Origin of the sequence: Neorhizobium sp. LMR1-1-1.1, from assembly GCF_040675795.1 — a bacterium.
GTDB classification, from domain to species: domain Bacteria; phylum Pseudomonadota; class Alphaproteobacteria; order Rhizobiales; family Rhizobiaceae; genus Neorhizobium; species Neorhizobium cellulosilyticum.
Window position 1 is genome coordinate 74,305 of sequence record NZ_JBEGHE010000018.1, and the last position, 22,739, is coordinate 97,043.

21 protein-coding genes and 1 pseudogene are annotated in these 22,739 nt (G+C 57.9%); 8 read left to right on the forward strand and 14 right to left on the reverse strand.

Annotation, left to right across the window (positions count from 1 at the left end; translation table 11 throughout):
* Positions 1-115 precede the first annotated feature (115 nt).
* Positions 116-385 carry a hypothetical protein gene (locus MRBLMR1_RS10390; protein WP_210298139.1) on the reverse strand — a complete coding sequence of 90 codons (270 nt, stop codon included), beginning with the start codon at positions 383-385 and terminating at the stop codon, positions 116-118.
* A gap of 103 nt (positions 386-488) precedes the next feature.
* Entirely contained in the window at positions 489-1,478 is a 990-nt protein-coding gene (locus MRBLMR1_RS10395) for an LLM class oxidoreductase (protein WP_500064474.1), read from the reverse strand.
* A gap of 141 nt (positions 1,479-1,619) precedes the next feature.
* On the opposite strand from MRBLMR1_RS10395, the gene MRBLMR1_RS10400 reads away from it, so the two are divergent.
* Positions 1,620-2,537, forward strand: coding sequence for a LysR family transcriptional regulator (locus MRBLMR1_RS10400; RefSeq protein ID WP_183687859.1), 918 nt, complete (start codon positions 1,620-1,622; stop codon positions 2,535-2,537).
* 91 nt (positions 2,538-2,628) lie between these two features.
* Here MRBLMR1_RS10400 and MRBLMR1_RS10405 read toward each other — a convergent pair whose 3' ends face one another.
* A complete protein-coding gene (locus MRBLMR1_RS10405; RefSeq protein ID WP_500064476.1) occupies positions 2,629-3,792 on the reverse strand; it encodes an alpha/beta hydrolase in 1,164 nt (387 codons plus the stop codon).
* Positions 3,793-4,206: 414 nt separating this feature from the next.
* The gene (locus MRBLMR1_RS10410) at positions 4,207-4,620 is read right to left on the reverse strand and encodes a winged helix-turn-helix transcriptional regulator (protein ID WP_183687861.1); all 414 of its coding nucleotides are present in this window, start codon (positions 4,618-4,620) and stop codon (positions 4,207-4,209) included.
* 131 nt (positions 4,621-4,751) lie between these two features.
* Here MRBLMR1_RS10410 and MRBLMR1_RS10415 point away from each other — a divergent pair, with 131 nt between their 5' ends.
* Together MRBLMR1_RS10415 and MRBLMR1_RS10420 are read left to right on the forward strand one after the other, a co-directional pair.
* A complete protein-coding gene (locus MRBLMR1_RS10415; protein ID WP_183687863.1) occupies positions 4,752-5,705 on the forward strand; it encodes an NmrA/HSCARG family protein in 954 nt (317 codons plus the stop codon).
* Positions 5,706-5,745: 40 nt separating this feature from the next.
* Complete coding sequence (locus MRBLMR1_RS10420; RefSeq protein WP_500064479.1) at positions 5,746-6,246, forward strand: nuclear transport factor 2 family protein; 501 nt, start codon at positions 5,746-5,748, stop codon at positions 6,244-6,246.
* A 730-nt stretch (positions 6,247-6,976) separates the two neighbouring features.
* Here the strand turns inward: MRBLMR1_RS10420 and MRBLMR1_RS10425 are convergent.
* The gene (locus MRBLMR1_RS10425; RefSeq protein WP_500064481.1) at positions 6,977-8,002 is read right to left on the reverse strand and encodes a GlxA family transcriptional regulator; all 1,026 of its coding nucleotides are present in this window, start codon (positions 8,000-8,002) and stop codon (positions 6,977-6,979) included.
* A 262-nt stretch (positions 8,003-8,264) separates the two neighbouring features.
* Here MRBLMR1_RS10425 and MRBLMR1_RS10430 point away from each other — a divergent pair, with 262 nt between their 5' ends.
* From MRBLMR1_RS10430 to MRBLMR1_RS10445, 4 genes are all read left to right on the forward strand, one after another.
* A complete protein-coding gene (locus MRBLMR1_RS10430) occupies positions 8,265-9,107 on the forward strand; it encodes an alpha/beta fold hydrolase (RefSeq protein WP_500064483.1) in 843 nt (280 codons plus the stop codon).
* Positions 9,108-9,446: 339 nt separating this feature from the next.
* Positions 9,447-10,034 (forward strand): DUF6088 family protein, encoded by a 588-nt coding sequence (locus MRBLMR1_RS10435; RefSeq protein WP_183687869.1) that lies wholly within the window; start codon positions 9,447-9,449, stop codon positions 10,032-10,034.
* A complete protein-coding gene (locus MRBLMR1_RS10440) occupies positions 10,024-10,968 on the forward strand; it encodes a nucleotidyl transferase AbiEii/AbiGii toxin family protein (protein ID WP_183687871.1) in 945 nt (314 codons plus the stop codon). Before MRBLMR1_RS10435 ends, MRBLMR1_RS10440 begins: the two co-directional genes overlap by 11 nt.
* Positions 10,969-11,878: 910 nt before the next feature.
* Positions 11,879-12,736 (forward strand): Fic family protein, encoded by an 858-nt coding sequence (locus MRBLMR1_RS10445; RefSeq protein WP_500064507.1) that lies wholly within the window; start codon positions 11,879-11,881, stop codon positions 12,734-12,736.
* A 95-nt stretch (positions 12,737-12,831) separates the two neighbouring features.
* Here the strand turns inward: MRBLMR1_RS10445 and MRBLMR1_RS10450 are convergent, their stop codons facing one another.
* The 9 genes and pseudogenes from MRBLMR1_RS10450 to MRBLMR1_RS10490 form a co-directional block, all read right to left on the reverse strand.
* A complete protein-coding gene (locus MRBLMR1_RS10450; protein ID WP_183688483.1) occupies positions 12,832-13,896 on the reverse strand; it encodes a sn-glycerol-3-phosphate ABC transporter ATP-binding protein UgpC in 1,065 nt (354 codons plus the stop codon).
* Between the two features lie 16 nt (positions 13,897-13,912).
* The gene (locus MRBLMR1_RS10455; protein WP_148174173.1) at positions 13,913-14,755 is read right to left on the reverse strand and encodes a carbohydrate ABC transporter permease; all 843 of its coding nucleotides are present in this window, start codon (positions 14,753-14,755) and stop codon (positions 13,913-13,915) included.
* The gene (locus MRBLMR1_RS10460; protein WP_183688485.1) at positions 14,745-15,677 is read right to left on the reverse strand and encodes a carbohydrate ABC transporter permease; all 933 of its coding nucleotides are present in this window, start codon (positions 15,675-15,677) and stop codon (positions 14,745-14,747) included. The genes MRBLMR1_RS10455 and MRBLMR1_RS10460 overlap by 11 nt, the downstream gene beginning before the upstream one ends.
* 12 nt (positions 15,678-15,689) lie before the next feature.
* Positions 15,690-16,961, reverse strand: a complete 1,272-nt coding sequence (locus MRBLMR1_RS10465; RefSeq protein WP_183688487.1) for an ABC transporter substrate-binding protein — start codon at positions 16,959-16,961, stop codon at positions 15,690-15,692.
* 36 nt (positions 16,962-16,997) lie between these two features.
* A complete protein-coding gene (locus MRBLMR1_RS10470) occupies positions 16,998-18,608 on the reverse strand; it encodes an FAD-dependent oxidoreductase (RefSeq protein ID WP_183688489.1) in 1,611 nt (536 codons plus the stop codon).
* A gap of 4 nt (positions 18,609-18,612) precedes the next feature.
* Positions 18,613-19,674, reverse strand: coding sequence for a LacI family DNA-binding transcriptional regulator (locus MRBLMR1_RS10475; protein WP_183688492.1), 1,062 nt, complete (start codon positions 19,672-19,674; stop codon positions 18,613-18,615).
* Positions 19,675-20,019: 345 nt separating this feature from the next.
* Positions 20,020-21,073 (reverse strand): annotated as a pseudogene (locus tag MRBLMR1_RS10480) (LLM class flavin-dependent oxidoreductase).
* A gap of 41 nt (positions 21,074-21,114) precedes the next feature.
* Complete coding sequence (locus tag MRBLMR1_RS10485) at positions 21,115-21,510, reverse strand: DUF1622 domain-containing protein (RefSeq protein WP_148148742.1); 396 nt, start codon at positions 21,508-21,510, stop codon at positions 21,115-21,117.
* A gap of 49 nt (positions 21,511-21,559) precedes the next feature.
* On the reverse strand, positions 21,560-21,712 hold the full coding sequence (locus tag MRBLMR1_RS10490; RefSeq protein ID WP_183688496.1) for a hypothetical protein: 153 nt from the start codon (positions 21,710-21,712) through the stop codon (positions 21,560-21,562).
* A gap of 117 nt (positions 21,713-21,829) precedes the next feature.
* Between MRBLMR1_RS10490 and MRBLMR1_RS10495 the strand changes: the two genes are divergently transcribed.
* The gene (locus MRBLMR1_RS10495; protein WP_148148743.1) at positions 21,830-22,729 is read left to right on the forward strand and encodes a LysR family transcriptional regulator; all 900 of its coding nucleotides are present in this window, start codon (positions 21,830-21,832) and stop codon (positions 22,727-22,729) included.
* Positions 22,730-22,739: the final 10 nt, after the last annotated feature.

Here is a 22,739-nt window from a genome sequence, read left to right on the forward strand (position 1 = left end):
GTTTTCGACGCTGCTTCGTGGCCGTCACAGGTATCCCCCATGCCCCCGAAGAAGTGGATGGTCGGCTCATCGCGCCTGTCGTAAGTCCGCTCCCGAGGGTCGCCATCAGGTCAATTTATCGATTGCTCAGTTGCTGACGGCGTAGGAGCTCCAGCGACCGATCCTCCCTGATTTTGTAGGTTTCCTCGTAATGTGCTCCGTCCGCATAAAAGCGGTGGGAAAACGTGCTTCCTATGGGAGACTTCAGCAGCTTCGTTTTTGGCTGTCCCTGAAACGTGAGACTGCCCGGAATAGGCTCGAGTGCACGTGCTTTCGTTGCCAATGCCGTCTGGACGGCCAGACCGGCCAGTAAAATGGCGGCGGCGACGGCCTTTCTGTTTGTCAAAGTCACAGCATTTTCCTTTCTTGACGTGATACCGCGGCGCTTCCCGCCCGGTTTGTGTGTCGTATTACGGAGAAGAGGTACTCACTGACAGCGGCATCGCGCCTCAACTCGGACCGATCCTGAAATGCGGAATGACTTCAGTTCCGATCTCTTCAAGAACCTCGGCAACAGGCCTCCGGCTGAACTTGAGGTTCAGCGCGACGTGGTTGATCCCAACTGAGCGCAAGGCATCCAATAGCTCTGTCAGCCGTCGTCTTCCGACCCGATATCCGAGATGGATGGCTCTGGGCGGCGTATCCGGATTTGCGTCCAGATCGACATAGAGCGACTGCGCGAGCGGTTTGAATTCTGCTCCACTGTGATCGAGTGCGTCGCGCCAGCGTTTGGCGACCTGCGCTTGCCGTACTGTGTCCCGCGGATAGGTGAGCCAACCATCACTCCGTTGCGCGATCCACTCCAGCGATTGCTGGCTCTGGCCGGTGACGAGAGTGGGCAGCCGGGGCGAATGCGGTTTCGGCACGAGGTCACCACCGCCCGTAAGCCGGCCATAATGCGCCGACGCGTGGACGGGAAAACGCTTCGTCAGCAATGCCTCGACATAGTCGAACGCGTCACGGAAGAGTTCGCCACGCAGGTCGGCATCCCGGCGATATGCCGGGTACTCGACCGGGCGGTCGCCCGAAGCCACGCCAAACACGAAACGTCCGCCGGATAGGCGATCGAGCGATGCCGCGGCCTTGGCGACATCGATCGGGTGATGAAGCGGCAGAATGACGGCGCCTGTAGCAAGCGCGATGGTGGACGTGCTCGCCGCGATCGTCGCAAGCCAGACGAAAGGGTCGTAAATCTGGCCCAGATCGCCGAAGGTCGGGTCGTTCAGCGGCACATCCCGCGCCCAGAGCGCGGCAAAGCCGAGACGCTCGGCCTGTTGGGCGAGCTCGATCTGGTCGCGCATGGCCGGCTCGGGTCCGTCGAAAGACTCGATCGGAAAATAGACGCCCACTGTCAACTGCTCCGGCGCGAACATGGACACATAGCCACGGCCGAACGGGTTCGGACCGGCACTTAAGGCCGGTGATGCAATGATGGTCATGGCGATATCCTTTGAACAGTAGCTGTGACGGGCTCACCAATGATGGCGCCGTCCTGATGGCTCCTATTTGAGTTATCGCGATTGCTTTCGGTAGCAGGTCCGAATTAGGATCAGTTTCAAATAATCTTTGAAAGTTGCCGCATGAATGTCGAGGATTTAAGGCTCTTTGTGCGTATCTCCCAGTTGCACAGCATCAGCGCAGCAGCCCGCGACCTGGGCCTCACACCGGCGGGAGCGAGCGCCAAACTGGCCGCTCTCGAGCGACAGCTCAGCGCCAGACTTCTCCATCGCACGACTCGGCAAGCGACGCTGACTGAGGACGGCCTTGCTTTTCTGCCGCATGCGGAACATGTCGTGTTCGCTGCGGAAGCAGCCCGAGCGGCGCTTGGGCGAGAGCAAGCTGCTCCTCGCGGCACATTGCGAGTAGCGGCCCCCGCCTCGTTCGCGCGCATGCATATTGTGCCTGCTCTGCCCGACTTCTGTCGGCAATATCCTGACCTAGCGCTTGATTTGCGCATTTCGGACAGCATCGTTGATCTGGTCGAGGGTGCCTTCGATGTGGCGGTGCGTTATACCGAGCTCAGCGACTCATCCTTCGTGGCGCGGCGACTTGCTCCGGACAATCGGGTGCTGGTCGCGTCACCCGATTATCTCGAGCAACGCGGGCGACCAGCCACGCCCGACGACTTGCCGGAACATGCCTGCCTTGTCGTCGGCACGCTGGATCTTTGGACGTTTCGAGGGAAAGATCCGGAATTGATCGAGCGACGTGTCACTCCGAGCCTGCGCATCAATGATGGCACTGCGGTGCGCGACGCGGCTTCTGCCGGGCTTGGTATCGCTCTAATGGCCACGTGGTGTGCATCGGACGAACTGCGATCTGGCACCCTCGTACCGGCGCTCCCCGAATACCCGTTGATCTCAACACAGACGCTTTGGGCGCTCTATCCAAGTTCCCGCGAACTGGCACCGAAAGTGCGCGTGTTCATCGACTGGCTTGTCAATCGATTTGGGCCTCAACCCTACTGGGACAAGGGCCTCGAGGATATCCTCATGTAAAGAGGGTGATCAATGGATCGGTAAACGAGTGAGCCGCCCGTGTGAGCGGCAAATTTGCAGTACCTCTTAGACCCTCAGATGCTTGAGCTCCTCAATTCTCACCGGCGACCTGGAATGGGCCTGTTACTGCAGAACTGGCTGTGTCAAATACGAAGGCACCAACTTTTCCGAGGATCCTGCGATCTCGAGCCTCCGTTTCTGCCAGCGTACCGGCGAAGCGCGCGAAAGAGGCAAATCGGTCATGGCCGAGGCCATCGACGGACTGCAGGGACGAAATATCTACGACCCTCAACCCGTCGGACTTGGCGGCTTCCTTAGTGATCGGATCATGCACATCTACCTTTCCAACGCGTTCGCGCCGCATTGCAAGAAGGCTTGATACCGTCAGGGCTCGATCGGATTTGGAAACCAGCAGGGTAATCGGTGTTGATAGGTCTCCGATATCCGTGATTTGGGAGCGGAACACATCGACGTCGATATCCGGCGAGGCGAGGATAATCTGCAATTTCCCCAAAATGCCGGCGCGTCCGTTCAATCTAAGCTGCCTTACCGCTTCCATGGACAGGAACCCGCCCATACTGTGAGCCACCAAGGTGATCCGTTTGATTTTAGCGGATTCCCCGAGAGCTTCGAGAACACTGGTCAGTTCGCTACGAGAGTAGAGAGAAGCATCACGATCCGCAACGTAGCCCATCACACTCCCCGCAGAAGGCCACGCAAAAAGGACCGGCGGACGAGCCGCATCGACATCGGCAGTCATTTGCGCGGTTCGATACAACGCCTCCTCGAAGCTGTTGTTATAGCCGTGTACGAAAACACTGGCCGTCCCATCGAACGCTGGATCGTCGACGATCTTGCTGACGAAATCATCCGCCGCGAGATTTTCGCGACCAGTGACGAGATAATCGCGTCCAGGCTTTGGCTTTGAGTTCGGATACGAAATATTCGTTCCATCTCGGTTCGTTGGTACGGAGAACCGGTAGCGTTCGAAGTGAAGGCCTTTTTCCCACTCGCGAGTATAGCCCAGACCGGACTTGGACTTTGCGCGATTTGTGGCAGCGATAAGTGTGACGCCCTCGGTTACAGTTGGATTGGGAGCGGCGATCACAGTGGGTGAAAGTACGCCTTCTGTGGGGCGTGACGAACAGCCCGATAGCGCAATTGATGAAGCAATCGCTGTCACTGCGATCTTGATGCGAATGGTTGCTATCCGCGCTCGCCGATGGATTGGCAACGCGGTATTGGCCATCACCATGCGAGAGCCAACCGGCATAGAAGGATGCTTCGCAGCATCTGTCGAGGTAAGGTACCAAGGCATTTTTGGCTAAGACAAGATCAGATCGGATTGAAGAAGAGTGAGACTGGCACTTTGGTAAAAGGAGCGATAGGTGCCATGCGCGATCATCTAAGTTGCAAAAGGCGGAACGTTCGCGACGGTTAAAGGTCTCTAATGTCCCACTGCAGGAGCGCGTCTTGAATTATTGCTAGAAAGCGGGAGTTGGCAGGACAGCTTTTAGGTCGATACCAAGCGAGGCCCCCGATCTCGCCTATCGTCATTTCGTCGTGAGACCGCTCAGCCAGTATCCTGCCCGCAATGTCCGGACACTGACCGAGATCGCCACCAACTGCCTTGGAAAAGCGAATGACGGCAAGGTCGCTTCAGCGGCAGCTACGCGGTCTTTTCGTGAAGAGCTGCCTCCTGCCTCAGCATGCTTCTACATGCGCCCGTATCGACCGGGAGCCCGCTGAGTTCCTGCAGTTTCTCCCCCCATTTGCACATACTGACTAGTACCGGAGCCAGTGATCGCCCCAACTCTGTAAGCTCATATTCCACCTTTGGCGGCACCTCGGGGTAAATGATCCGGCTGATGATGCCATCGGCCTCCAATTCTCTGAGTTGAAGCGTGATCATTCTTGGCGTCGCCGCCGGTGTAAGGCGGCAAATGGCATTGAAACGCAATTTGCCGTCGAGCAGATGGAAGAGGATCACCGGTTTCCACACACCGCCGATGACAGAGATCGTCGCTTCCACAGCGCAGCCGGTCCGTCTGCGCTTGCGTTTCAAAGGGGTACTATCATTCATGATACTACATGCTCTCTTTGTACGTACTTCACTAACATTCATCGTATCCTTACTTGGGTTGCGTGGAAAGAATGCGGCTGCCTGGTGCGCCGCGTTTCCAGCCGCGCGTCCAATGTAGGGAATCAACTCCAATGTCTACCGAACAAAAGCCGCTGATCTCGGTTGTTGGCGCCACCAGCAAACAGGGTCGCAGCGTCGCCACGACGCTGCTCAAGAGCCAAGAGTATCGGGTCCGGGCGCTGACGCGCAGCCGTGACTCTGCCGAGGCCCGCAGCCTGGCGGATCTCGGTGCCGAAGTCGTTGTCGCGCCGCTTGGCCTCGGCCATGAGAAGGACCTCGTGGCGGCCTTCAAGGGCGCCGACGGCGCATATCTGATGACACCGCAGCTCCTGCCGCAGGATAATGCTGAATTCCTGCTCGGCAAGCAGCTGGCAGATGCAGCGGTCGAGGCTGGCGTCGGTCACATCGTCTTCTCGACCCTCGAAAACGTCGAAAAAATTTCCGGCGGCAAAAAGTTCACCCCGCACTTCACCGACAAGGCCCTTGTCGCCGACTACATTCGCACGCTGCCGATAACGCACTCGTTCGTCTCGCTGGCATTCTTTTATACCAACCTGCTGGAATACTATGTGCCGCAGATGGACGGCGACACCCTCCTCATGCCGATCTACCTGCCGGAGGATTTCCGCGCACCTTTTGTCGATCCGGTCACCGCGACCGGCCCGGCAGTGCTTTCCGTGTTCTCTGACCCTCAGGCCTTCAAGGGCAAGACACTGCCGATCGTCGGCGACATCCTTTCTCCGCGCGAGATGGTCGATACATTCCAGCGCGTCACCGGCGTCAAAGCTGAGTACCGCAGTGCTTTCAAGCGCGCAGAGCTTCTGAAATACTTTCCGGGCTTCGCCGCCAACAAGCTGCTTGTCGAAGAGTTGATCGGAATGGTCGAGTTTGCCGTCGAGTATGGTTACTTCGGTAAGGAACATGATCTGGAATGGAGCCGTCGCTTGAATCCGGAGACGCTCTCGTGGGAGCAGTTCCTGAAGTCGACTGGATGGCGCGGCGGCAAGACACAGTTCGGCTTGTGAACCTCTCTACCGGTGTCAGCAAGCGTGGGAGGATCGTCCCGTGGTTGCCGACGCCGGACAAGCGCGGGTGGGGCCATGGCTACCCGAGAAGCCCAATCGCCGCCCGATTTCCCCTCAGACTTTCAACAGTGGTGAAACAACGATGAGTATAGAAGAAAACAAGCAAATCGTACGAGAATTCTGCAATCATTTCAGAACTTCGAACGCGGACGGATTGATCGATGGCATGACCGAGGACGCAACATGGTGGGTTAACGGCAAGCCTCATCTGTTCTCATCAGCGGGAACGAAGACCAGAGCAGAGGCCGAAGCCATGTTCCGCAACATGTTTTCGGCCTACACGGACGGTCTGGACATGACGATTATCAACATGGTCGGAGAGGGTGACAGTGTCGCCGCCGAAGCTCAGTCGCAAGCGACCACGAAGTCGGGCAAACTCTATGAGAATGAGTATTTCTTTCTCTTCAAGATCCGAAACGGAAAAATAGCGGTTGTGAGAGAGTATACTGACCTCATGCATGTGCAAGAGACTTTCGGTTGATCATTGGTCCTGCTCGGAGAGCATTGGCCATGGAGTCACCACTTGCAAGAATTCGCAACTCCAGGAGGGGCGTCAGCGTCTGTCCGGGAACACCGTTATGCACGTAGATATCTACGATACATTTTTGGTGTACTTCACAGGTCAGGGCAGCAATGTCCGTCGGCCTACGCATGATGCGCAACCTTCTCTTCTTTGACTGTTTTATTCGTCGAGAACAGCGGCTTCATGACCTCGTTAACGTCATGATTTGGATAGCGGCTTTTGTCGAACGAGACGATCTAGAACTTGCTTAGGTTGCACACCTTGCTGGCCGGATGCGGGCTGGACGCCTTACGACATAAACAGTGACGACTGGCAACGGAAAGCGGGTCGTTGCCGGGACGAGCGCGCGGTGCGCCAGATATTCGTGAGTGACGCAGTCGGGAAACTTTGCGAGGCCGAGTCTGCCGCCGCCACGCGTGCAAGTGCGGCGCCGCGGTGGAGTTGAAGTGCCGTTGCGGCTGCACGGTGACGATCCTGTTGTGTTCTGTAAACCGACACGCTTCATGTAAGCCGGGCGAGCGTCAAGCTTTCCAAGAATCTCGCCTACGGGCTTCGAGATGAGATTGGACTCAGGCAGTTGGCCGACCCGGATTGCGTAATCGAAACCGATCGCGACGAAATCTGCGAACCGGTCGCTATATTCGCCATGAGCTGGCAGGAGGTATTTCAAGCCCGTTTAACTGTTGGGCTATGCCGGCCGACGAAGACTTCGCGGCTTTATGGGATAGTCTTGCCCTCGTCCCTCAGTGGGGCCAAATCTATGGCGATATTGACCAGGGGGCAGGCTTGTCAGCCGGTGGAACACCCGACGAAATGCGGTCACATCGGAATAGCCGACGCTCCAGGCGATCTGTTCGATCGGCTGGTTGGTCGTCTCCAGTCCGTCACGCGCTTTCATGACCCTGACCTGCTGCAGATACTCCGTCGGGCGCAGGCCTGTGGCCTTGGTGAAACGCCGCAGGAATGTGCGCTCGGTCAGCCCGGCGCGCCCCGCCAGTTCTGCAATTTCATGTGCGGTGGCGAGATCCGCATGGATGTGGTGCTGCACGGAGAGGACCGCGGCATCACCATGATCGAATTTGGGGATGAAGGTGCGGTAGAGAGCCTGACTGCGGCGCGGCGGGTCGATCAGCAGGAAGCGCGCCGTAGCCAGCATGACGCCAGGCCCCATCAATCGCTCCACCAGCGTCAAGCCGAGATCCGTCCAGGCCAGAAAACCGCCGGCTGTCATGATGTCACCATCATCGATCACCAGTTTCTCGGCAGCCAGTTCGACCCTGGGATAGCGGGTGGCCAACTCGTCACTGAAAGCCCAGTGGGTGGTTGCCCGTCGTCCATTGATCAGGCCGGTCTCCGCGAGCACAAAGGCGCCGGCGCAAACGGAGCAGGCGGTGGCGCCCGACGCGTGCTGCTGCAGCATCCAGGCCGCCGCAGTCGGCATCGGCTTCATATCGGCCGGCATGACGATGCTCGGCGGTGCGATGACATAGCCAAGCCGATGCTCCCTGCCGGGATGGCTGTCCCAAACGCAGTCGACACCATCATCCTGAACCTGCCAGTGCGACACCCGGATCGCCCGCATGACCTCGCGCTGCTGAGGCGCCCACTGGTTGGCAATGCGGAAGAGGTCCGTCAGTCCATTGACCGCAGATAGCTGGCAATCCGGATAGATCAGCAGCCCGATTTCGGCAACGAGATCAACCTTACGATCCATATTGTCACTTTCGGCATGTTTAAAGTCATTTTCGCCACCTCACTCTGATGCCCGAATTCATTACATCTGTCCACATCGAGTAGGCAGCAACTGGCTTTTCCGAGAAAGAATGAAGATGAGTACGTCACTTGAGGGCACCGGCGCTCGGCCGACCCGCCGCGGGATACTGATTGGCGCGGGAGCCGCCGTTTCGCTTGCCGGATTACAGATCCCGGCGAGTGCCGAAGATACAACCCATACTCAAATGCAAGGAGCAACGAACATGACCACGAGCACTGTAACAACCAAGGACGGCGTCGAAATCTTCTACAAGGATTGGGGTCCGAAGGATGCCCAGCCGATCGTCTTCCATCACGGCTGGCCGCTGTCGTCGGACGACTGGGACGCACAGATGCTGTTCTTCCTCTCCAAGGGCTATCGAGTCGTCGCCCATGACCGTCGTGGACATGGCCGCTCTGCCCAAGTGGCGGAAGGTCACGACATGGACCACTACGCAGCCGACGCCTTTGCCGTCGCCGAGCATCTCGATCTGAAGAACGCAATCCATATCGGTCACTCCACCGGTGGCGGTGAAGTTGCGTGCTATGTCGCCAAGCATGGCCAGAAGGCCGGCCGCGTCGCCAAGGCGGTCCTCGTCTCCGCTGTGCCGCCGCTGATGCTGAAGACGGAAAGCAATCCCGAAGGCCTGCCGATCGAAGTGTTCGATGGGTTCCGTTCGGCACTCGCCGCCAATCGCGCACAGTTCTTCCGCGACGTTCCGGCCGGGCCCTTCTACGGCTTTAACCGTGAGGGCACAGAAGTGCAGGAAGGCGTTATCCAGAACTGGTGGCGTCAAGGCATGATGGGCGGCGCGAAGGCTCACTACGATGGCATCAAGGCGTTCTCGAAAACCGATCAGACGGAAGACCTGAAGACGATCACCGTTCCGACGCTGGTCCTGCATGGCGAAGACGACCAGATCGTTCCGATCGCGGATTCGGCACTTAAGGCGGTCAAACTTCTGAAGAACGGCACGCTGAAGACCTATCCCGGCTTCTCGCACGGCATGCTGACCATCAATGCCGATGTACTAAACGCCGATCTTCTGGCATTTGTCCGAACCTAAATCTCGGAAACGGTCGACCGGCGCAATCCTTTGCGACGGTCGTCTGAGATTAAGGTCTTGATGGGACATGAACCGACGGCCCGCGGTTCAGCGGATTTGTTCCGATTAGAATTTTCCATCCGGACAGCTACTTAGCTGCTGATAGCCGTCCATGACCTTCCGAAGGGCGAGCCAGTTCCGAAAATTTCGATATGCGAGTAATAAAAAGTTTCGAAAACACCTATTTAATTCAATTACCTCAGTTATATATACTCCACCTACCTGCAACACTTTGCATGACATTTGGAAAAAATTGCATTCACGACGATATGTCGTTATAGTGAGTGCAGGAGCTATCCCATGACGAAGTTACAGGAATTGAAAAAGCATCTGCGGTCCGGCAAGGTCTATCGTCGGGAGGATCTCGCACAATGGTCGTCGTCTGTTGATCGGCATCTTCAGCAGCTGCTGGCAGAAGGATATCTGACCAAGCTATCAACCGGCATCTATCACCGGCCGAAGCAGACCGCGTTCGGCACCCCCCCCCCCGAGGATGACGCGCTCGTCGAGGCTTTCCTGAAGGATGACCGTTACCTCGTCACCTCGCCCAATGCCTATAACAGCCTGGGTGTCGGCGCGACGCAGCTCTATAACAAGACCGTCGTCTATAACCATAAGCGCCACGGCAACTTCATGCTGGGCGGCCGCGAGTTCGAGTTCCGCAAAAAGCCGGCCTTCCCCAAAGCCCTGACCAAAGAATTCCTACTGGTCGATCTGGTCAACAATCTCGACCAGCTGGCCGAGGACCGCGATCACGTGCTGGCCCGCGTGAAGGAACGTGCCCTGCAAGCTAATCGCACCGCCCTCACCCGTGCCGCCAAGGAATACGGTATGGTGCGCACGCGGAAATTCTTCAACACCCTCGCCGCGGATACGCATGCCAGCTGATTTCCTCCATAGGCACAAGGATTTTGCTTCCCTGCTGCGCATCGTCGCTGACCAGATGAAGGTGCAGCCGGTGCTGGTCGAAAAAGACTACTGGATCATGCATTGCCTGTACGGCCTGCAGCAGTTGGATATGGCGTTCGAGCTGAAGGGCGGCACCTCGCTTTCGAAAGGATACCGCATCATCAACCGCTTCTCGGAGGATATCGATATCCGTATCGAACCGCCGAAGGCGATGGAAGTAAAAACCGGCCCTAATCACGACAAGGCGGCGCATCGTGAAAGCCGGAAGGCCTTTTACGACTGGTTGGCCAAGACGATCACGATCGACGGTATCCAAAAGATCGAGCGCGATACCGAATTCGACAACGAGACGTATCGCAGCGGCGGCATCCGCCTCTCCTACCCAGAGACGACCGGCACGATATCGGATCTGAAGAACGGCGTATTGCTCGAAGCCGGTTTCGACACGGTGACTCCCAATATAGACAAGGATATCAGCTCCTGGGCTTATGATTACGCTACATCGCGCGTCGAGCTGATTGATAATCGCGCACTGGCCGTTCCCTGCTACGAGCCCGGCTACACGCTGGTCGAGAAGCTCCAGACCATCTCCACCAAATATCGCAAGCAGCAGGAAACGGGCCAGTTTCCCGCCAATTTCCTCCGGCATTACTACGACGTCTACTGCCTGCTAGACCGACCGGACGTGCAAGCTTTTCTCGGCTCGGACGCGTATGGTGCCCACAAGCAGAAGCGCTTCCCGAAGGCCGACAATCAGGAAATCGGCAGCAATCCCGCGTTCAGCCTATCCGACCCAGAGACGTTCGGACTTTACGAGCGCGCGTACGAGCGGACGTCGGCGCTCTATTATCATGGCCGGCCCACCCTGAAAGAGATCGTGGCCCGCATCACCTCCTACGCAGATCGTCTTTGACAACCCGTTCCAGCTGGGCTGGCTTTAGTGGATCAACTGGTACACGCGCCAACGGGACGGCTTCGGTTGTCCGCTGCATGGCCGAATTCATCGCAAATCCACAGTTGAACAAAGATCACAACTCAGATCCACGCCATTGCCAAGCGGCCTATTGCACGCTCTTGAAAGGGGAATGAACGATCGACCCGTCGACGAGATTTGCTAAGCCATTAAACCTCGGCAATCGGTCAGATCGTTCGGATTCGCTAAATTCATTTGTCTCGATTGTTGGACGAGACGCGGGCGATTTGTGCCAACGCCTTCAGTTCCGTGCACCTCCACATTTATGGATATTTTACGTGCTCATTTACAGTTGCGTACTTACGACGGCGCGCAATGGGTGACAGCCTGCTTCCACTGACGGAGCCATGTCATGAGATCATTCGCAGCCTTTTTAGTTCTTCTTGCCCCAAATCTCCGCATTTTGCCGAAGAAGACGTTGACGAGCTAGCCCGAAAAGTCTCAAACCCTGCGTCCTTCATGATCAGCGTACCGGTGCGCTCGGATTTCGATGTCGGCCGTTGGGGCGATGGCGATACCTATCAGGCAACGTTGGACATCGAACCTGTCATACCCTTCGCGCTGAACGACAATTGGAATGTGATTTCTCACACGGACTTCCCTCTCGTCTATAGCGATCCGGTCGGCACATCCGGTGGAAAGTTTGGTTTAGGCGACATCAGTCAGAACCACCCCGGCCCACCACGGGCCGCTGATCTGGGCATTCGGGCCGGAGTTCTCGAAGCTCTGCGGGCCGTCCTGGTGGCTGGAGCAACAGCTGTGATTCATCAAGCGAAAGTTGCTGGCAAACATTCGCCTGGGGTCGTTTACGACGCGCGACGAACAAGAGGTTGCCGGCTATGCAGGAGTGATGGAAACCATCTTCACTGCTTACGAAGCTATCTCGTTCACCGAGAGTCATATCCGTCAGCTCCACCACGACCTTCTTGCACATTCGACCAAGGATGAGCGGCATCGCGGCGCCTGCAAAAACCTCTCCAACAACGTGGAAGCCTTCAACGAAGAAGGCGAGAGCCTGGCATTGTTTTCGAAACGGCATCGCCGTTCGACACGGCGCCGAATGGAAGAACTTCTCGCCTGGCTGGACGAGCAAGGTCGAGAAAAGCGGCCTCATCCACTTTTGGTCGTCGCGATCTTCGTTGTCGTATTCCTCGAGATCCATCCATTTCAGGATGGCAATGGCCGCCTTTCGCGTATTCTGACCACCTTGATGCTACTGCGGGCTGGCTACGCTTACGTCCCATACAGCTCGCTCGAAAGCATCGTAGAGCACAGCAAGGAGAGTTATTACATCTCGCTCTGGCGTACTCAGGGAACGATCCGAAATCCAGAGCCCGACTGGAATCCTTGGATCGAGTTCTTTTTAGAGCCCTGCATCGGCAGAAGACCCGACTTGAGAAGAAAATGGAGCGCGAGCGCATCATCCTCGCGGACATGCGGGAACTATCCGTCACATTGCTTGAATTGGCGCGCGAGCATGGCGAATTACGGTCGCGGAGGCTGCCAGGATCTCAGATGCGAGCCGTTGCACTATCAAGGATCACCTCAAGGCACTCGTCGATCAAGGGCACCTCGTCCTCCACGGTGCGGGCCGCGGTGCTTGGTACGGTCTTTCCTGATTGAACATATATCAGGAAAATCTCACTGGGTTTCGCTCTTGAGCAGATCTGAACCTTCGACCCGTACCTATTTATCCCTAAGCGATTGAGAAACCGCTCATTCCACGAAAATGACCGATAGCTCTATGACGCGTCTGCGAGTTCGCTTTGCACTCATAGTTCAAATCGCGGTATGAGCGCATCATTAGTTGAGGCGGGTATCACCGGTCTCAGAAAACAGGTGAATGGAGCCGACCTTCGGTGAGACCTGCATCACCTCGCCAGGCGCTCCATTGATCCGCTCACGGAAGACACCGGTTACCTGAGTTTCTCCCAACTTCATCGTCACTTGCGTTTCAGGCCCCATCGGCTCGATGAGCACGATTTCGGCAGTAACACTCGTGTGGCTGGGATGGTCAGACAATCGAAAGTGTTCGGGACGAATACCGTAAACGGCAGCCTGCCCAATCTCGCTGTGTATCGACTTAGGCAGGGGTAAAATCACGCCCGACGCTTGGAAGCCCGCCTCCGTTATCCTGCCCCTGAGAAAATTCATCGACGGCGATCCGATGAAACCCGCAACGAACTGGTTGGCCGGGCGGTCGTAGAGATCGAGCGGCGCACCGATCTGCTCTACCCTGCCGCCGTTCAGCACGACGATCCTGTCGGCCATGGTCATCGCCTCCACCTGGTCATGGGTGACGTAGATGGTTGTCGTCTTCAGCTTCTGATGCAGCGCCTTGATTTCGCCGCGCATGACGACACGCAGCTTGGCATCGAGGTTGGAGAGTGGTTCGTCGAATAGAAAGACCTGAGGATTGCGCACGATAGCACGGCCCATTGCAACGCGCTGGCGCTGGCCGCCGGAAAGCTGGCGCGGATAACGATCGAGGAGATCGGTCAGGCCTAGAATGCCGGCCGCCCAGTTAACCCGCTCGGCGATCTCGGTCTTTGCCGCACCGCGGTGCTCCAGCGAGAAGCCCATATTGGTCGCAACCGTCATATGCGGGTAAAGCGCATAGGACTGGAACACCATGGCGATGTCGCGGTCCTTCGGGTCGAGGTCGTTGACCACACTGCCGCCAATCTTCAGCGTACCGCCGGTGATCGTTTCCAGACCGGCGATCATTCTCAGAAGTGTAGACTTACCGCAGCCTGACGGCCCGACCAGCACGACGAACTCGCCGTCTTCGATGTCGAGATCGACGCCGTGAATGGTCTTTACTGCGCCATAGCTCTTGCGGATATTAGAAAGGGTGACGTCTGCCATGATATGATCCGGTTGTTCAGCCCTTGAGGCCGGTATGGGCGAGGCCTTCGACGAACTGCTTCTGGGCAATAATGAAGACGATGAGGACGGGCAGCGCCGTCAGGGTGGCTGCTGCAAGCTGGATGTTCCACATCGGCCCGCCATAGGCATCGGTATATTGGGTAAGCGCCTGCGGCAGTGTGAACATCTCGGCGCTGGAAAGAAATACGATAGGCTCGAGGAACAGATTCCAGGAATGCAGGAAGGTGAAAATGGCCACCGATGCCAGTGCAGGTTTTGCCAACGGCAGGGCGATCCTGGTGAAGATTTTGAACCGTCCGAGACCATCGACGCGAGCGGCCTCTTCCAGTTCGGCCGGAAGCGTCACGAAGAACTGTCGCATGACGAAGGTGGCGAATACGCTGGGCGCGCCGAAGATCGGCACCAGGATCAGCGGCCAGTGAGTGTTGACCATGCCGGCCTTCAGAAACATCTGGAATAGCGGCACGATCGTCACTTCGGACGGGATCAGCAGGCCGAGCAGCACGATCATGAAGATCGCATTCGCGTAAGGAAACCTGATCCGGGCAAAGGCATAACCCGCCATGGACGAGATGATCATCGTGCCGACGGTCACCACCGCCGCGATATAGGCGGAATTCCAGTACTGCCGGACAAAGGGCTGCAATTCGAAGACCTTCGAATATGTTGTCCAGTCGTAGCTTTGCGGCACGAGTTGCGGCGGGAAGGCGAAGATATCGCTGATCGGCTTTATCGACGACGTCACCATCCACCATGTCGGGAAGACGAAGGGGATGAGCAATACGCACATCACTCCGTAGAGCGCCACTTTTGCGCGCGGGGAAATATCAGCTCTCATAAAAGACGATCCTCTTGCGCATCTGCCACTGGGCGAATGTCAGGATGGCGACGGTGGCAAACAGCAGGATGGACAGCGTCGAGCCGTAGCCGAAGAAGTGAAACTGGAATGCCTGCTGGTAGAGATAGTAGACTAGCACGGTGGTCGAGAGGCCCGGCCCGCCCTGGGTCAGCACCGCGATCTGGGCAAAGACCTGCAGCGACCCGACGATGGTGATGATCGAGGTCAGCAGAATGGTCGGGCTGATCAGCGGCAGGGTGATGCGGCGGAACTGCTTGAAGGCCGGCGCGCCATCGATCCGCGCCGCTTCGTAGAGTTCCTTCGGCACGCCCTGCAATGCGGCCAGGAACAGGATCATGTTCAAACCGACATTCTTGAACACCTGCACGACGATGACCGAGATCATCGCGGTCGTCTCTTCCCTGAGCCAGTTAGGACCTTCGATGCCGAACGTCAGAAGCATGCCGTTGATACCGCCGTTTTTCTGCAGAAGAAAACCCCAGACGATCGTCCAGGCGACTAGCGAGACGACGACCGGCGAAAAGAACAGGGTGCGGAAGATAGCGATGCCGGCGAGTTTCTGGTTGAGCAGCACGGCCAGAAGAAGCGCCAGCGACAGGTTGAAGATCACCAGCCCGGCGGAAAAGATCGCGGTCGCGCCCAGCACGTCGAGAAGGCTCTCGTCCTCCATCAGCATCCGGTAATTCTGCGCACCGGTATAGGTGAAGGTGTTCGCGAGCACGTTCCACTCGTGCAGCGAATACCAGAAGACCAGCCCAAGCGGGATCAGCACGAAGACGATGATCCCGATCAGTTGCGGCGCGATGAAGAGGAAGCCGGCGAGGCTGTCGCGCCGCGCGATCGTCCAGAACGGCGATGAGGAGCGGCCTTCCGGATGGGCGTTTTCCCGCGCGACAGCCATGAACAACCTCCTTCAGCGCTTCAGCAAGGGGCCGATCTGGCCGCAGATCTTCTGGAGAGTAGCCGGCACGTCCGCCTCCGGCCGCCACACGGCGTCGAGATTGGAACGAACCATCTGCTGGATCTGCGCAAAGCCGGTATGGCCAGGCATGACCTTGCCGGTGGCGATGCCTGAAATCACGACCTTTTCGATCTGTTCCTGGCTGAGCAGGGGATTGGTCTTTTTCAGAATATCGGCCTTCAGCAGCGACTTCCGCGCAGATGGGAAGAACTGGCTGAGCTTGGCCGAGTTTTCCGGATTGGTCATGTAAGCGACGAATTCGGCGGCCGTTTCGGCATTCTTGCCCGATTGCATGACGCCGATGCCCGCCTGGCCTATCAGTGCATATTCACCTGCCGAGCCCTTCGGCAGCGGCACGAGATCCCAGCTGAACGCCTTTTCTTTAGGCAATAGCGAGGCGCGACTGATCTGGGTGATCGTCATCGCCGCATTGCCGGCGAAAAAATCGACTGTCTCGCCCGGGCCGGGGATCGCCTTCTTGGTGAACACGGCGTCGTGGATGAAGGTCAGCGCATCCGCCATCGGCTTGTCGGCCATGGTGCAGGTCTTGCCATCTTCGCTCCAAGGCGATGCGCCCCAGCCGTTCCATACAGAGGTAAGGTATTGCCATGCCTGATAGTTGAAGTCGCGCACGACCAGCCCGCCCTTGCCGGATTTGGCAACGGCGGCGGCCGTTTCGATCGCGTTGTCCCAGGTCCATTCGCCTGCAGCGATCATCTCGGCCGGTGTTTTGGCGCCCGCAGCCTTGATCAGGTCGGTGTTGACGAAAACGGCGAACGGCGAAGTCGAAAACGGGTAGGCGTAGAGCTTGCCGTCTTCAGTCCAGCGTTCGGTGGCCCCGGTACCGACTTCTTCGAGATTATAGCCTTCTGCCGCCTTCAATGTGTCGGTCAGCGGATAAAGCGCACCGGACTTGACGAAATCATAGGCCGAAGTCTCGAAGATCCACGCCATGTCGGGCGCGTTGCCACCGGCGATCTGGGTCGTCAGCGCTGTCGTATAAGTCTCAAACGGCAGCGACTCGTAGGTGACGCTGACATTCGGATGATCCTTCTTGAAGCCCGCGGCGATCTCGTTGAACAGCTTCAAATGTGCTTCATTGGCGCTCCAGATGGTCATCCGAAGATTGACCGCATCCTGCGCCTGGGCAGTTCCGCCCAGCGCAAGCGATCCGAGGATCGCCAGCACGCAGGCGGTCGATTTCAAAGTCCTTTGATAAAGCATTCCCAGTCCTCCTCCAAAGATGGGTTCGATCAAAAATCAGTAAGCGGCGATCTCCGGCCAGCGGAACTCGATGCCTTCACGGGTCAGTGCCGCCTGGAATTCCGCCAGATGACTGTCGGCTTCCTGCACCTGATGCGGCGTCAGTCCCTTCTCCAGGCACCAGGCCGCCAGCATGCCGGCCACCTCGCCGACATTCCATTCGACCGGGTGCAGGCGGTAGCAACCGTTGGTGATATGCGTCGTGCCTATATTCTTGCCGGCGGGAATAAGGTTCTTCATCCGTTGCGGCAGCAACGCACCGAGCGGGATCTCGAACGGGCAGGATGGCACGTCGACATAGTTGTCGCCGCCTGTCGAGGGATGCAGGTCGATGCGGTACATGCCGATGCCGATGCTGTCGCGATACCGCATCGCGCCCTTTTTCCCGCGGACGGTAAAGGACAGGTCCTGCTCGACGATCCGCGTCACCGGCTTGATACGCCGGCCTTCGCGGATATAGGGCGCCATGGCGAGGCCATGTTCGGTGCCTGTGATATCACCACGCAGACGCAGGCCTCGGTAACCCTGCCCCCCATCAAGACGCGGTGCTTCCGTCTGCAGCCAGTAGAAAACAGAATAGGAAAGGCCAGCCGCCGATTTCAGATGCTGCGCCTTTTCTTCGTCCGGGACGTCGATGATGGTGCCGTCCATGTAGTCGATCATCGGCCAGTTCACGAGGCAGATGTCGGACTGATAGAAACCCGGCGCAAAGTTCCGGCGTGCGGCGATGCGGCGGAAGATCCAGAGGTTTTCATCGCCGCCGCCCTTGCGCTGGTCTGCATCGACGAGAAGCGGATCATCATCCGGGTTCGGCGTGAACGAGCGTGTCGTATGCTCCAGCGTGCGCGGATGCGGCGCCGTCAGGCCGAGCAGCGGCCCACCCCAGAAATGCGGCTGGTACTTGCGCCAATAGTCATAGTTTTCCGGCTTGTCGATCGTCTGGTCGCCATCGACATGATCGATCGCAAAGCAGATCGAGACCGCCTGAACATTGTCCGGCTGGGCTTCTGCCGGCGCACTTGGTTCGCCTGTGTCGGACTGCGCCTCGAAGCCTTTGGCGTATTCCGTACCCGTCATCGGCAGAAGATCGCCGAGTTCGGTCGCATCGAGAACGTAGTCGGCGGAAATGACGATCTCGGCATCCATATCGCGGTGGCGGACCGTAATCGAGCGAACCGTATCGCCCTCGACATCCGCGGCAACCGGCCGGTAGGGTTTCAGCACCGTCAGCCGGCCGGCACCGATATAGGGCATCAGCATGCTTTCCATCACCGCCAGGCTGACGCGCGGTTCGGCGCAGATGCGGCTGACCCAGCCACCTCCGGGATTGAGGTCACCCCAGGCGCGAGCGCCTTCGGTCAGCGGATAGTGGTCACGATAATACTGCCGAACACCGCTGCGCAGTTTGCGATAGGACCGCGTGATGCCGAACTGCTCGACCCAGGTATGCTCGTCGGAGGGGACCGCCTGACTGGTCAGCTGCCCGCCGATCCAGTCGAATTCCTCCGTCATGATGACGCGCTTGCCGGCGCGTGCTGCGCCCAATGCTGCTGCCACGCCACCCAGGCCGCCGCCTACCACGAGAATATCTGCTTGCAACTCTTTCACGTCATCACATCCGTTTCGTTGATTGGCGTTTCTTCGCGGGATCCGTAGGGCATGGCCCCAGTGTTTCGCCCGCGACGGGCTCACAGGTGAGAAGAATCTGGCTGCCGAGGCTGCCGGTCTCGATGCGGTTGACCAGCATCGCCGTTGCCTGCCGTCCCATCTCCTCGCGGGGAATTTCGTAGGACGTGAAGCGCACCGGGCTGCGTCCCGCGCGGATATGGCTGCCAAGCACGATCATCGAGAAGTCCCGGGGTACCGAGAGCCCGCGTTCGCGTGCGAGTGCTTCGACGCGAACGGCATCAGCCAGCTCGATGAAGAAGGCGACAGTCGCACCGCTCGAGAGTATCCCATCGAGGATCTCGTCCGCCGGACTGTTGACGGCATCAACATGCAGGGCAAGCTCCGCGCCCTCACCTAGCGCAGAACCGAAACCCCGCCAGCGATCGGCAATGGATTCCGCCGGTCCTTCCGGACCCACATAGGCTAGCTTCGAATGGGCGAGCGAAACGGCCTTTTCGACGAGTTGCCGGGTGCCGGCCGCATAGTCGCCACCGACATAGGGAACCGGCCCGCCGGCATCGTCACGACGGCCGATCGCCACGAAAGGGTAATCCTCCGCCACCAGCCGGGCGAGTTCCTTGCGGTCGAATTCCCGGCCGAGCACGAGGCAGCCGTCGGCGATGCGGAGCCGGTTGTTCTCGGAGAATATTTTGCGGTTATTGCCGACACCGGCGCTCGTCAGGAGCAGGAGATCGTAGTTCTGCTGCTGCGCCTCCTCTTCGATGCCGAGCAGAAAGGGTGTGAAAAAGTCTGCCTGCGCGCTCGGAAAAGCCGGCTCGTAGGTGAAGACGCCGAGGATGCGGTTCAGCCCCTTCGCCATCCGCCTCGCGATCGGGTCGGCGACATAACCGGTCGTGCGGATGACGGCTTGGACCCGGTCGCGGGTCTCGGCAGGAATACGTGCCAGCGCGGTAGGCGCCCCGTTGAGCACAAGCGAGACCGTAGCCTGGCTGACGCCGGCAAGCTTCGCGATATCGTTTTGGGTCAGTCGCTTTTGGCCAGTCACGCGATGCCCTCCCAAGCATCAAATATCTGCTAATGCGTATTAGCGCTAATACGTATTAGCATGACAGCCTTGCGATATGTCAAGAGGCGATAGTGGGAGACTTCACTGCTTCGCCTCCAGTCGGAGTCCTGACGGAAAGGAAACAAGCCCGGTATTTTGCGAGCAGGTTTTCTGGTCAGTGGTCTTTGCCGGAGGCGTGCTGTGCGCTGGCGCGCCCCTCCCAATATCGGCCGGTTCATACGGTCTTGATGAGACTCGAACCGTCGACCCTGATTTCGGTCACGAGATAAATCAGTGACATGACGTCCGCCATCGCCTCGTGGCTTTAGCCTCCAGCCAGCCTCTTCATCTTTTGTTTTGAGAGTTGGCCAGGAGCGACGACAAATTATCACGGACGCGGGGGATAACACGGGATCCATATAATTCGATACTCCGCATTAGCTTCTCATGCTCCATCGGTCCCGCCGAATATTTCATCTGAAAGCGTGAGATCCCAAGCGTCTGAACAGTTTTGGCAATTTTGTCGGCAACAGTCTGCGGAGAGCCAGCATAAAGCGAACCATGCGCGATCTCGTGTTCGAAATCCCTCTCCGTTACAGGCGGCCAACCGCGCTCTTTGCCCAAACGATCACGAATTTTCTTGAAATGCGGGAATAGGTCGCGGCGCGCCTGCTCGTCGCTTTCGGCAATATAGCCCGGCGAATGGACTCCGATATCACCCGGCGTTCTTCCGGCCTGTTCGGAGGCTTTCTTGTAGAGTTCCACATAGGGTGCAAATCGGGCCGGATCGCCGCCGATGATCGCCAGCATCAGGTTCATGTCATGGCGCACCGCACGGATGACGGATTCTGGACTACCGCCTACGCCGATCTAGGTCTTGAGCCGCCCTTCCGCGATAGGAGGGTATATACGCTGATCTTCGAGAGGCGCACGCCATTCTCCGGAATAGTTGACGAGCTCGTTCGAGACGATCTCGGAAAAAAGATCAAGTTTGTCTTCGAACAACTCTTCGTATTTCGGAAGGTCGTAGCCGAAAAGCGGGAACGACTCGATGAAGGAGCCTCGCCCAAGAATGGCCTCGGCTCGCCCGTTCGATAACGCATCTAGCGTCGAGAACCGCTGGAATACGCGGATCGGATCGTCCGAGCTCAATACGGTGACGGCCGAGCCAAGCCGGATACGACCGGTACGGGCTGCAATAGCAGCCAGAACGACCTCCGGAGCAGACACCGCAAAATCCTTGCGATGGTGTTCGCCGACCCCAAAGAAATCGATGCCGTGCTGGTCGGCGAGACCCGCCTCCTCAACGACGTTGCGGAGGCTGGGTCAGCAGCTCACCGTCGGTTCCGATTGTTACGTCGCCGAATGTGTCGAGGCCGAATTCAAGAGATTTTGTCATGGCTTATTCCAATCAAATGCAAAGGGGTTCAATCACGCCGATCAGCGCGAGTGTCCTGTCGGTTTCGCGTTCTTGGTCCATGGCCACTGGCCGTCGATCTCGGCTTCCAGGGAGAAGCTCAGGAACGTCCGGATAAGAACGATCAGACCGAGAAGACCTACGCTCTCCCAGGTCAGGGGTGAAATGATCGTTGCAATGATGTCTGCGCCGATCAGGATTTCCAGTCCAAGCAGGATCCCACGACCGAGATTGGCACGGTATTGCTCGTAGGCTTCCCGGCTACCGACCGAGAAGAGGTCGCGCCCGTAGGAAATTGTTGCGATGACGACACCCAGCAGGATCACGCCAACGCCGAAGAATTCTAGGCCGATCGCCATAGGTTTGAGGACAGGGGCAATCAGATTGGAGAGACCGCCTGCATCGTGGCCGATATCCATATGCGTGTCCTTTCGAGACGAATGTTCAGTTACACAACGATTGGCGGGTTCAGGATTCGGCGCCTGCACTGCTTGCGAACAGCACGACGATCGCGAGAATGACTGGCAGGCCGAACGCCAGAACAGGCGCGAACATGAACCCGGCGGCTCCGATGCCACAGCCCGCGGAGAAGGTGATGACGGCAGCTCCCATCTTCTTCACCCACGTTGCCTTTCAATTGGTGTTGAGTTCCGATGTTGATGGAAAGATAAGCCAGTTGATGGGCGCGTAAAACTGCAATATTCATTGAGAATGAATTGCAGCCAGTGAAACAGTCACATGAACGATTATAAAGCTCTCCGAACTTTTTTGCTCGCTGCCGAGAAGCGAAACTTCGCTCAGGTCGCCCGCGAACTGGACATGACACCAGCCGCCGTCACGCGCGCGATCGCAGCTTTGGAGGCGGAACTTGGCGTGCAGCTCTTTGTCCGCACAACAAGGCAGGTTTCACTGACAACCGATGGTGCAATCTTCGCCGCACAGATCCAACCGGCTGTGAAAACGCTCGAAGAAGCTCGACGTGATGTCATGAATGCACATAAGGCGGACGAAGGACGCCTGCGGATCAGTGCTCCAACCTGGTTTGGCAAGACGGTGCTCCCGCCGATCCTGTCGGGTTTCAAGGAACGCTACCCGAAGATGAGCTTCGAGATCTCCTTGTCTGATGGCTTGGTGAACATCGTCGACGACGACTATGATCTTGCGATCCGGATCTCATCCCAGCCTTCGGACAAATTCACGATCTGGCGGAAGATTCGAAAGGTGCCACGCATCCTGGTGGCTGCACCCGGTACCCGGTTCGCTGATATGCAGCACCCGAACGAGCTGAAGCCAGACGACTGCCTTGCCTATAGCGGGGAAAGCCGACGCGAGAACTGGGTCCTGTCCGATGGCGGATCGAGCATGACCATTTCGGCGGGACGAGCCTTCAGTGCCAACAGCGGTGAGGTTCTCGCGGACATGGCAGCCGACGGAGCGGGCGTGGCCCTTCTGCCAGGATTCAATATCGCGGACCATATCAGGGCTGGTCGCCTCGTCCACGTCTTCAAAGGATGGGCGCCGCCTGATCTTTGGCTGACACTTTTCTATCCACCCTATCAGGCGCTGCCGCCCCGCATCGCGTCGTTCTCGAAATTCTTCGAAGAACAGGTGGCGGTGCACATGGTCATGCTGGACTGACGAGAAGCGG

Coding starts and splice junctions, on each gene's coding strand:
- MRBLMR1_RS10435 (WP_183687869.1), top strand. CDS start 9,447: ATGACGAAGTTACAGGAATTGAAAAAGCATCTGCGGTCCGGCAAGGTC.
- MRBLMR1_RS10485 (WP_148148742.1), bottom strand. CDS start 21,510: ATGGATATCGGCCACGATGCAGGCGGTCTCTCCAATCTGATTGCCCCT.
- MRBLMR1_RS10410 (WP_183687861.1), bottom strand. CDS start 4,620: ATGAATGATAGTACCCCTTTGAAACGCAAGCGCAGACGGACCGGCTGC.
- MRBLMR1_RS10460 (WP_183688485.1), bottom strand. CDS start 15,677: ATGGCTGTCGCGCGGGAAAACGCCCATCCGGAAGGCCGCTCCTCATCG.
- MRBLMR1_RS10495 (WP_148148743.1), top strand. CDS start 21,830: ATGAACGATTATAAAGCTCTCCGAACTTTTTTGCTCGCTGCCGAGAAG.
- MRBLMR1_RS10450 (WP_183688483.1), bottom strand. CDS start 13,896: ATGGCAGACGTCACCCTTTCTAATATCCGCAAGAGCTATGGCGCAGTA.
- MRBLMR1_RS10430 (WP_500064483.1), top strand. CDS start 8,265: ATGACCACGAGCACTGTAACAACCAAGGACGGCGTCGAAATCTTCTAC.
- MRBLMR1_RS10400 (WP_183687859.1), top strand. CDS start 1,620: ATGAATGTCGAGGATTTAAGGCTCTTTGTGCGTATCTCCCAGTTGCAC.
- MRBLMR1_RS10445 (WP_500064507.1), top strand. CDS start 11,879: ATGGAAACCATCTTCACTGCTTACGAAGCTATCTCGTTCACCGAGAGT.
- MRBLMR1_RS10425 (WP_500064481.1), bottom strand. CDS start 8,002: ATGGATCGTAAGGTTGATCTCGTTGCCGAAATCGGGCTGCTGATCTAT.
- MRBLMR1_RS10440 (WP_183687871.1), top strand. CDS start 10,024: ATGCCAGCTGATTTCCTCCATAGGCACAAGGATTTTGCTTCCCTGCTG.
- MRBLMR1_RS10465 (WP_183688487.1), bottom strand. CDS start 16,961: ATGCTTTATCAAAGGACTTTGAAATCGACCGCCTGCGTGCTGGCGATC.
- MRBLMR1_RS10455 (WP_148174173.1), bottom strand. CDS start 14,755: ATGAGAGCTGATATTTCCCCGCGCGCAAAAGTGGCGCTCTACGGAGTG.
- MRBLMR1_RS10395 (WP_500064474.1), bottom strand. CDS start 1,478: ATGACCATCATTGCATCACCGGCCTTAAGTGCCGGTCCGAACCCGTTC.
- MRBLMR1_RS10405 (WP_500064476.1), bottom strand. CDS start 3,792: ATGGTGATGGCCAATACCGCGTTGCCAATCCATCGGCGAGCGCGGATA.
- MRBLMR1_RS10415 (WP_183687863.1), top strand. CDS start 4,752: ATGTCTACCGAACAAAAGCCGCTGATCTCGGTTGTTGGCGCCACCAGC.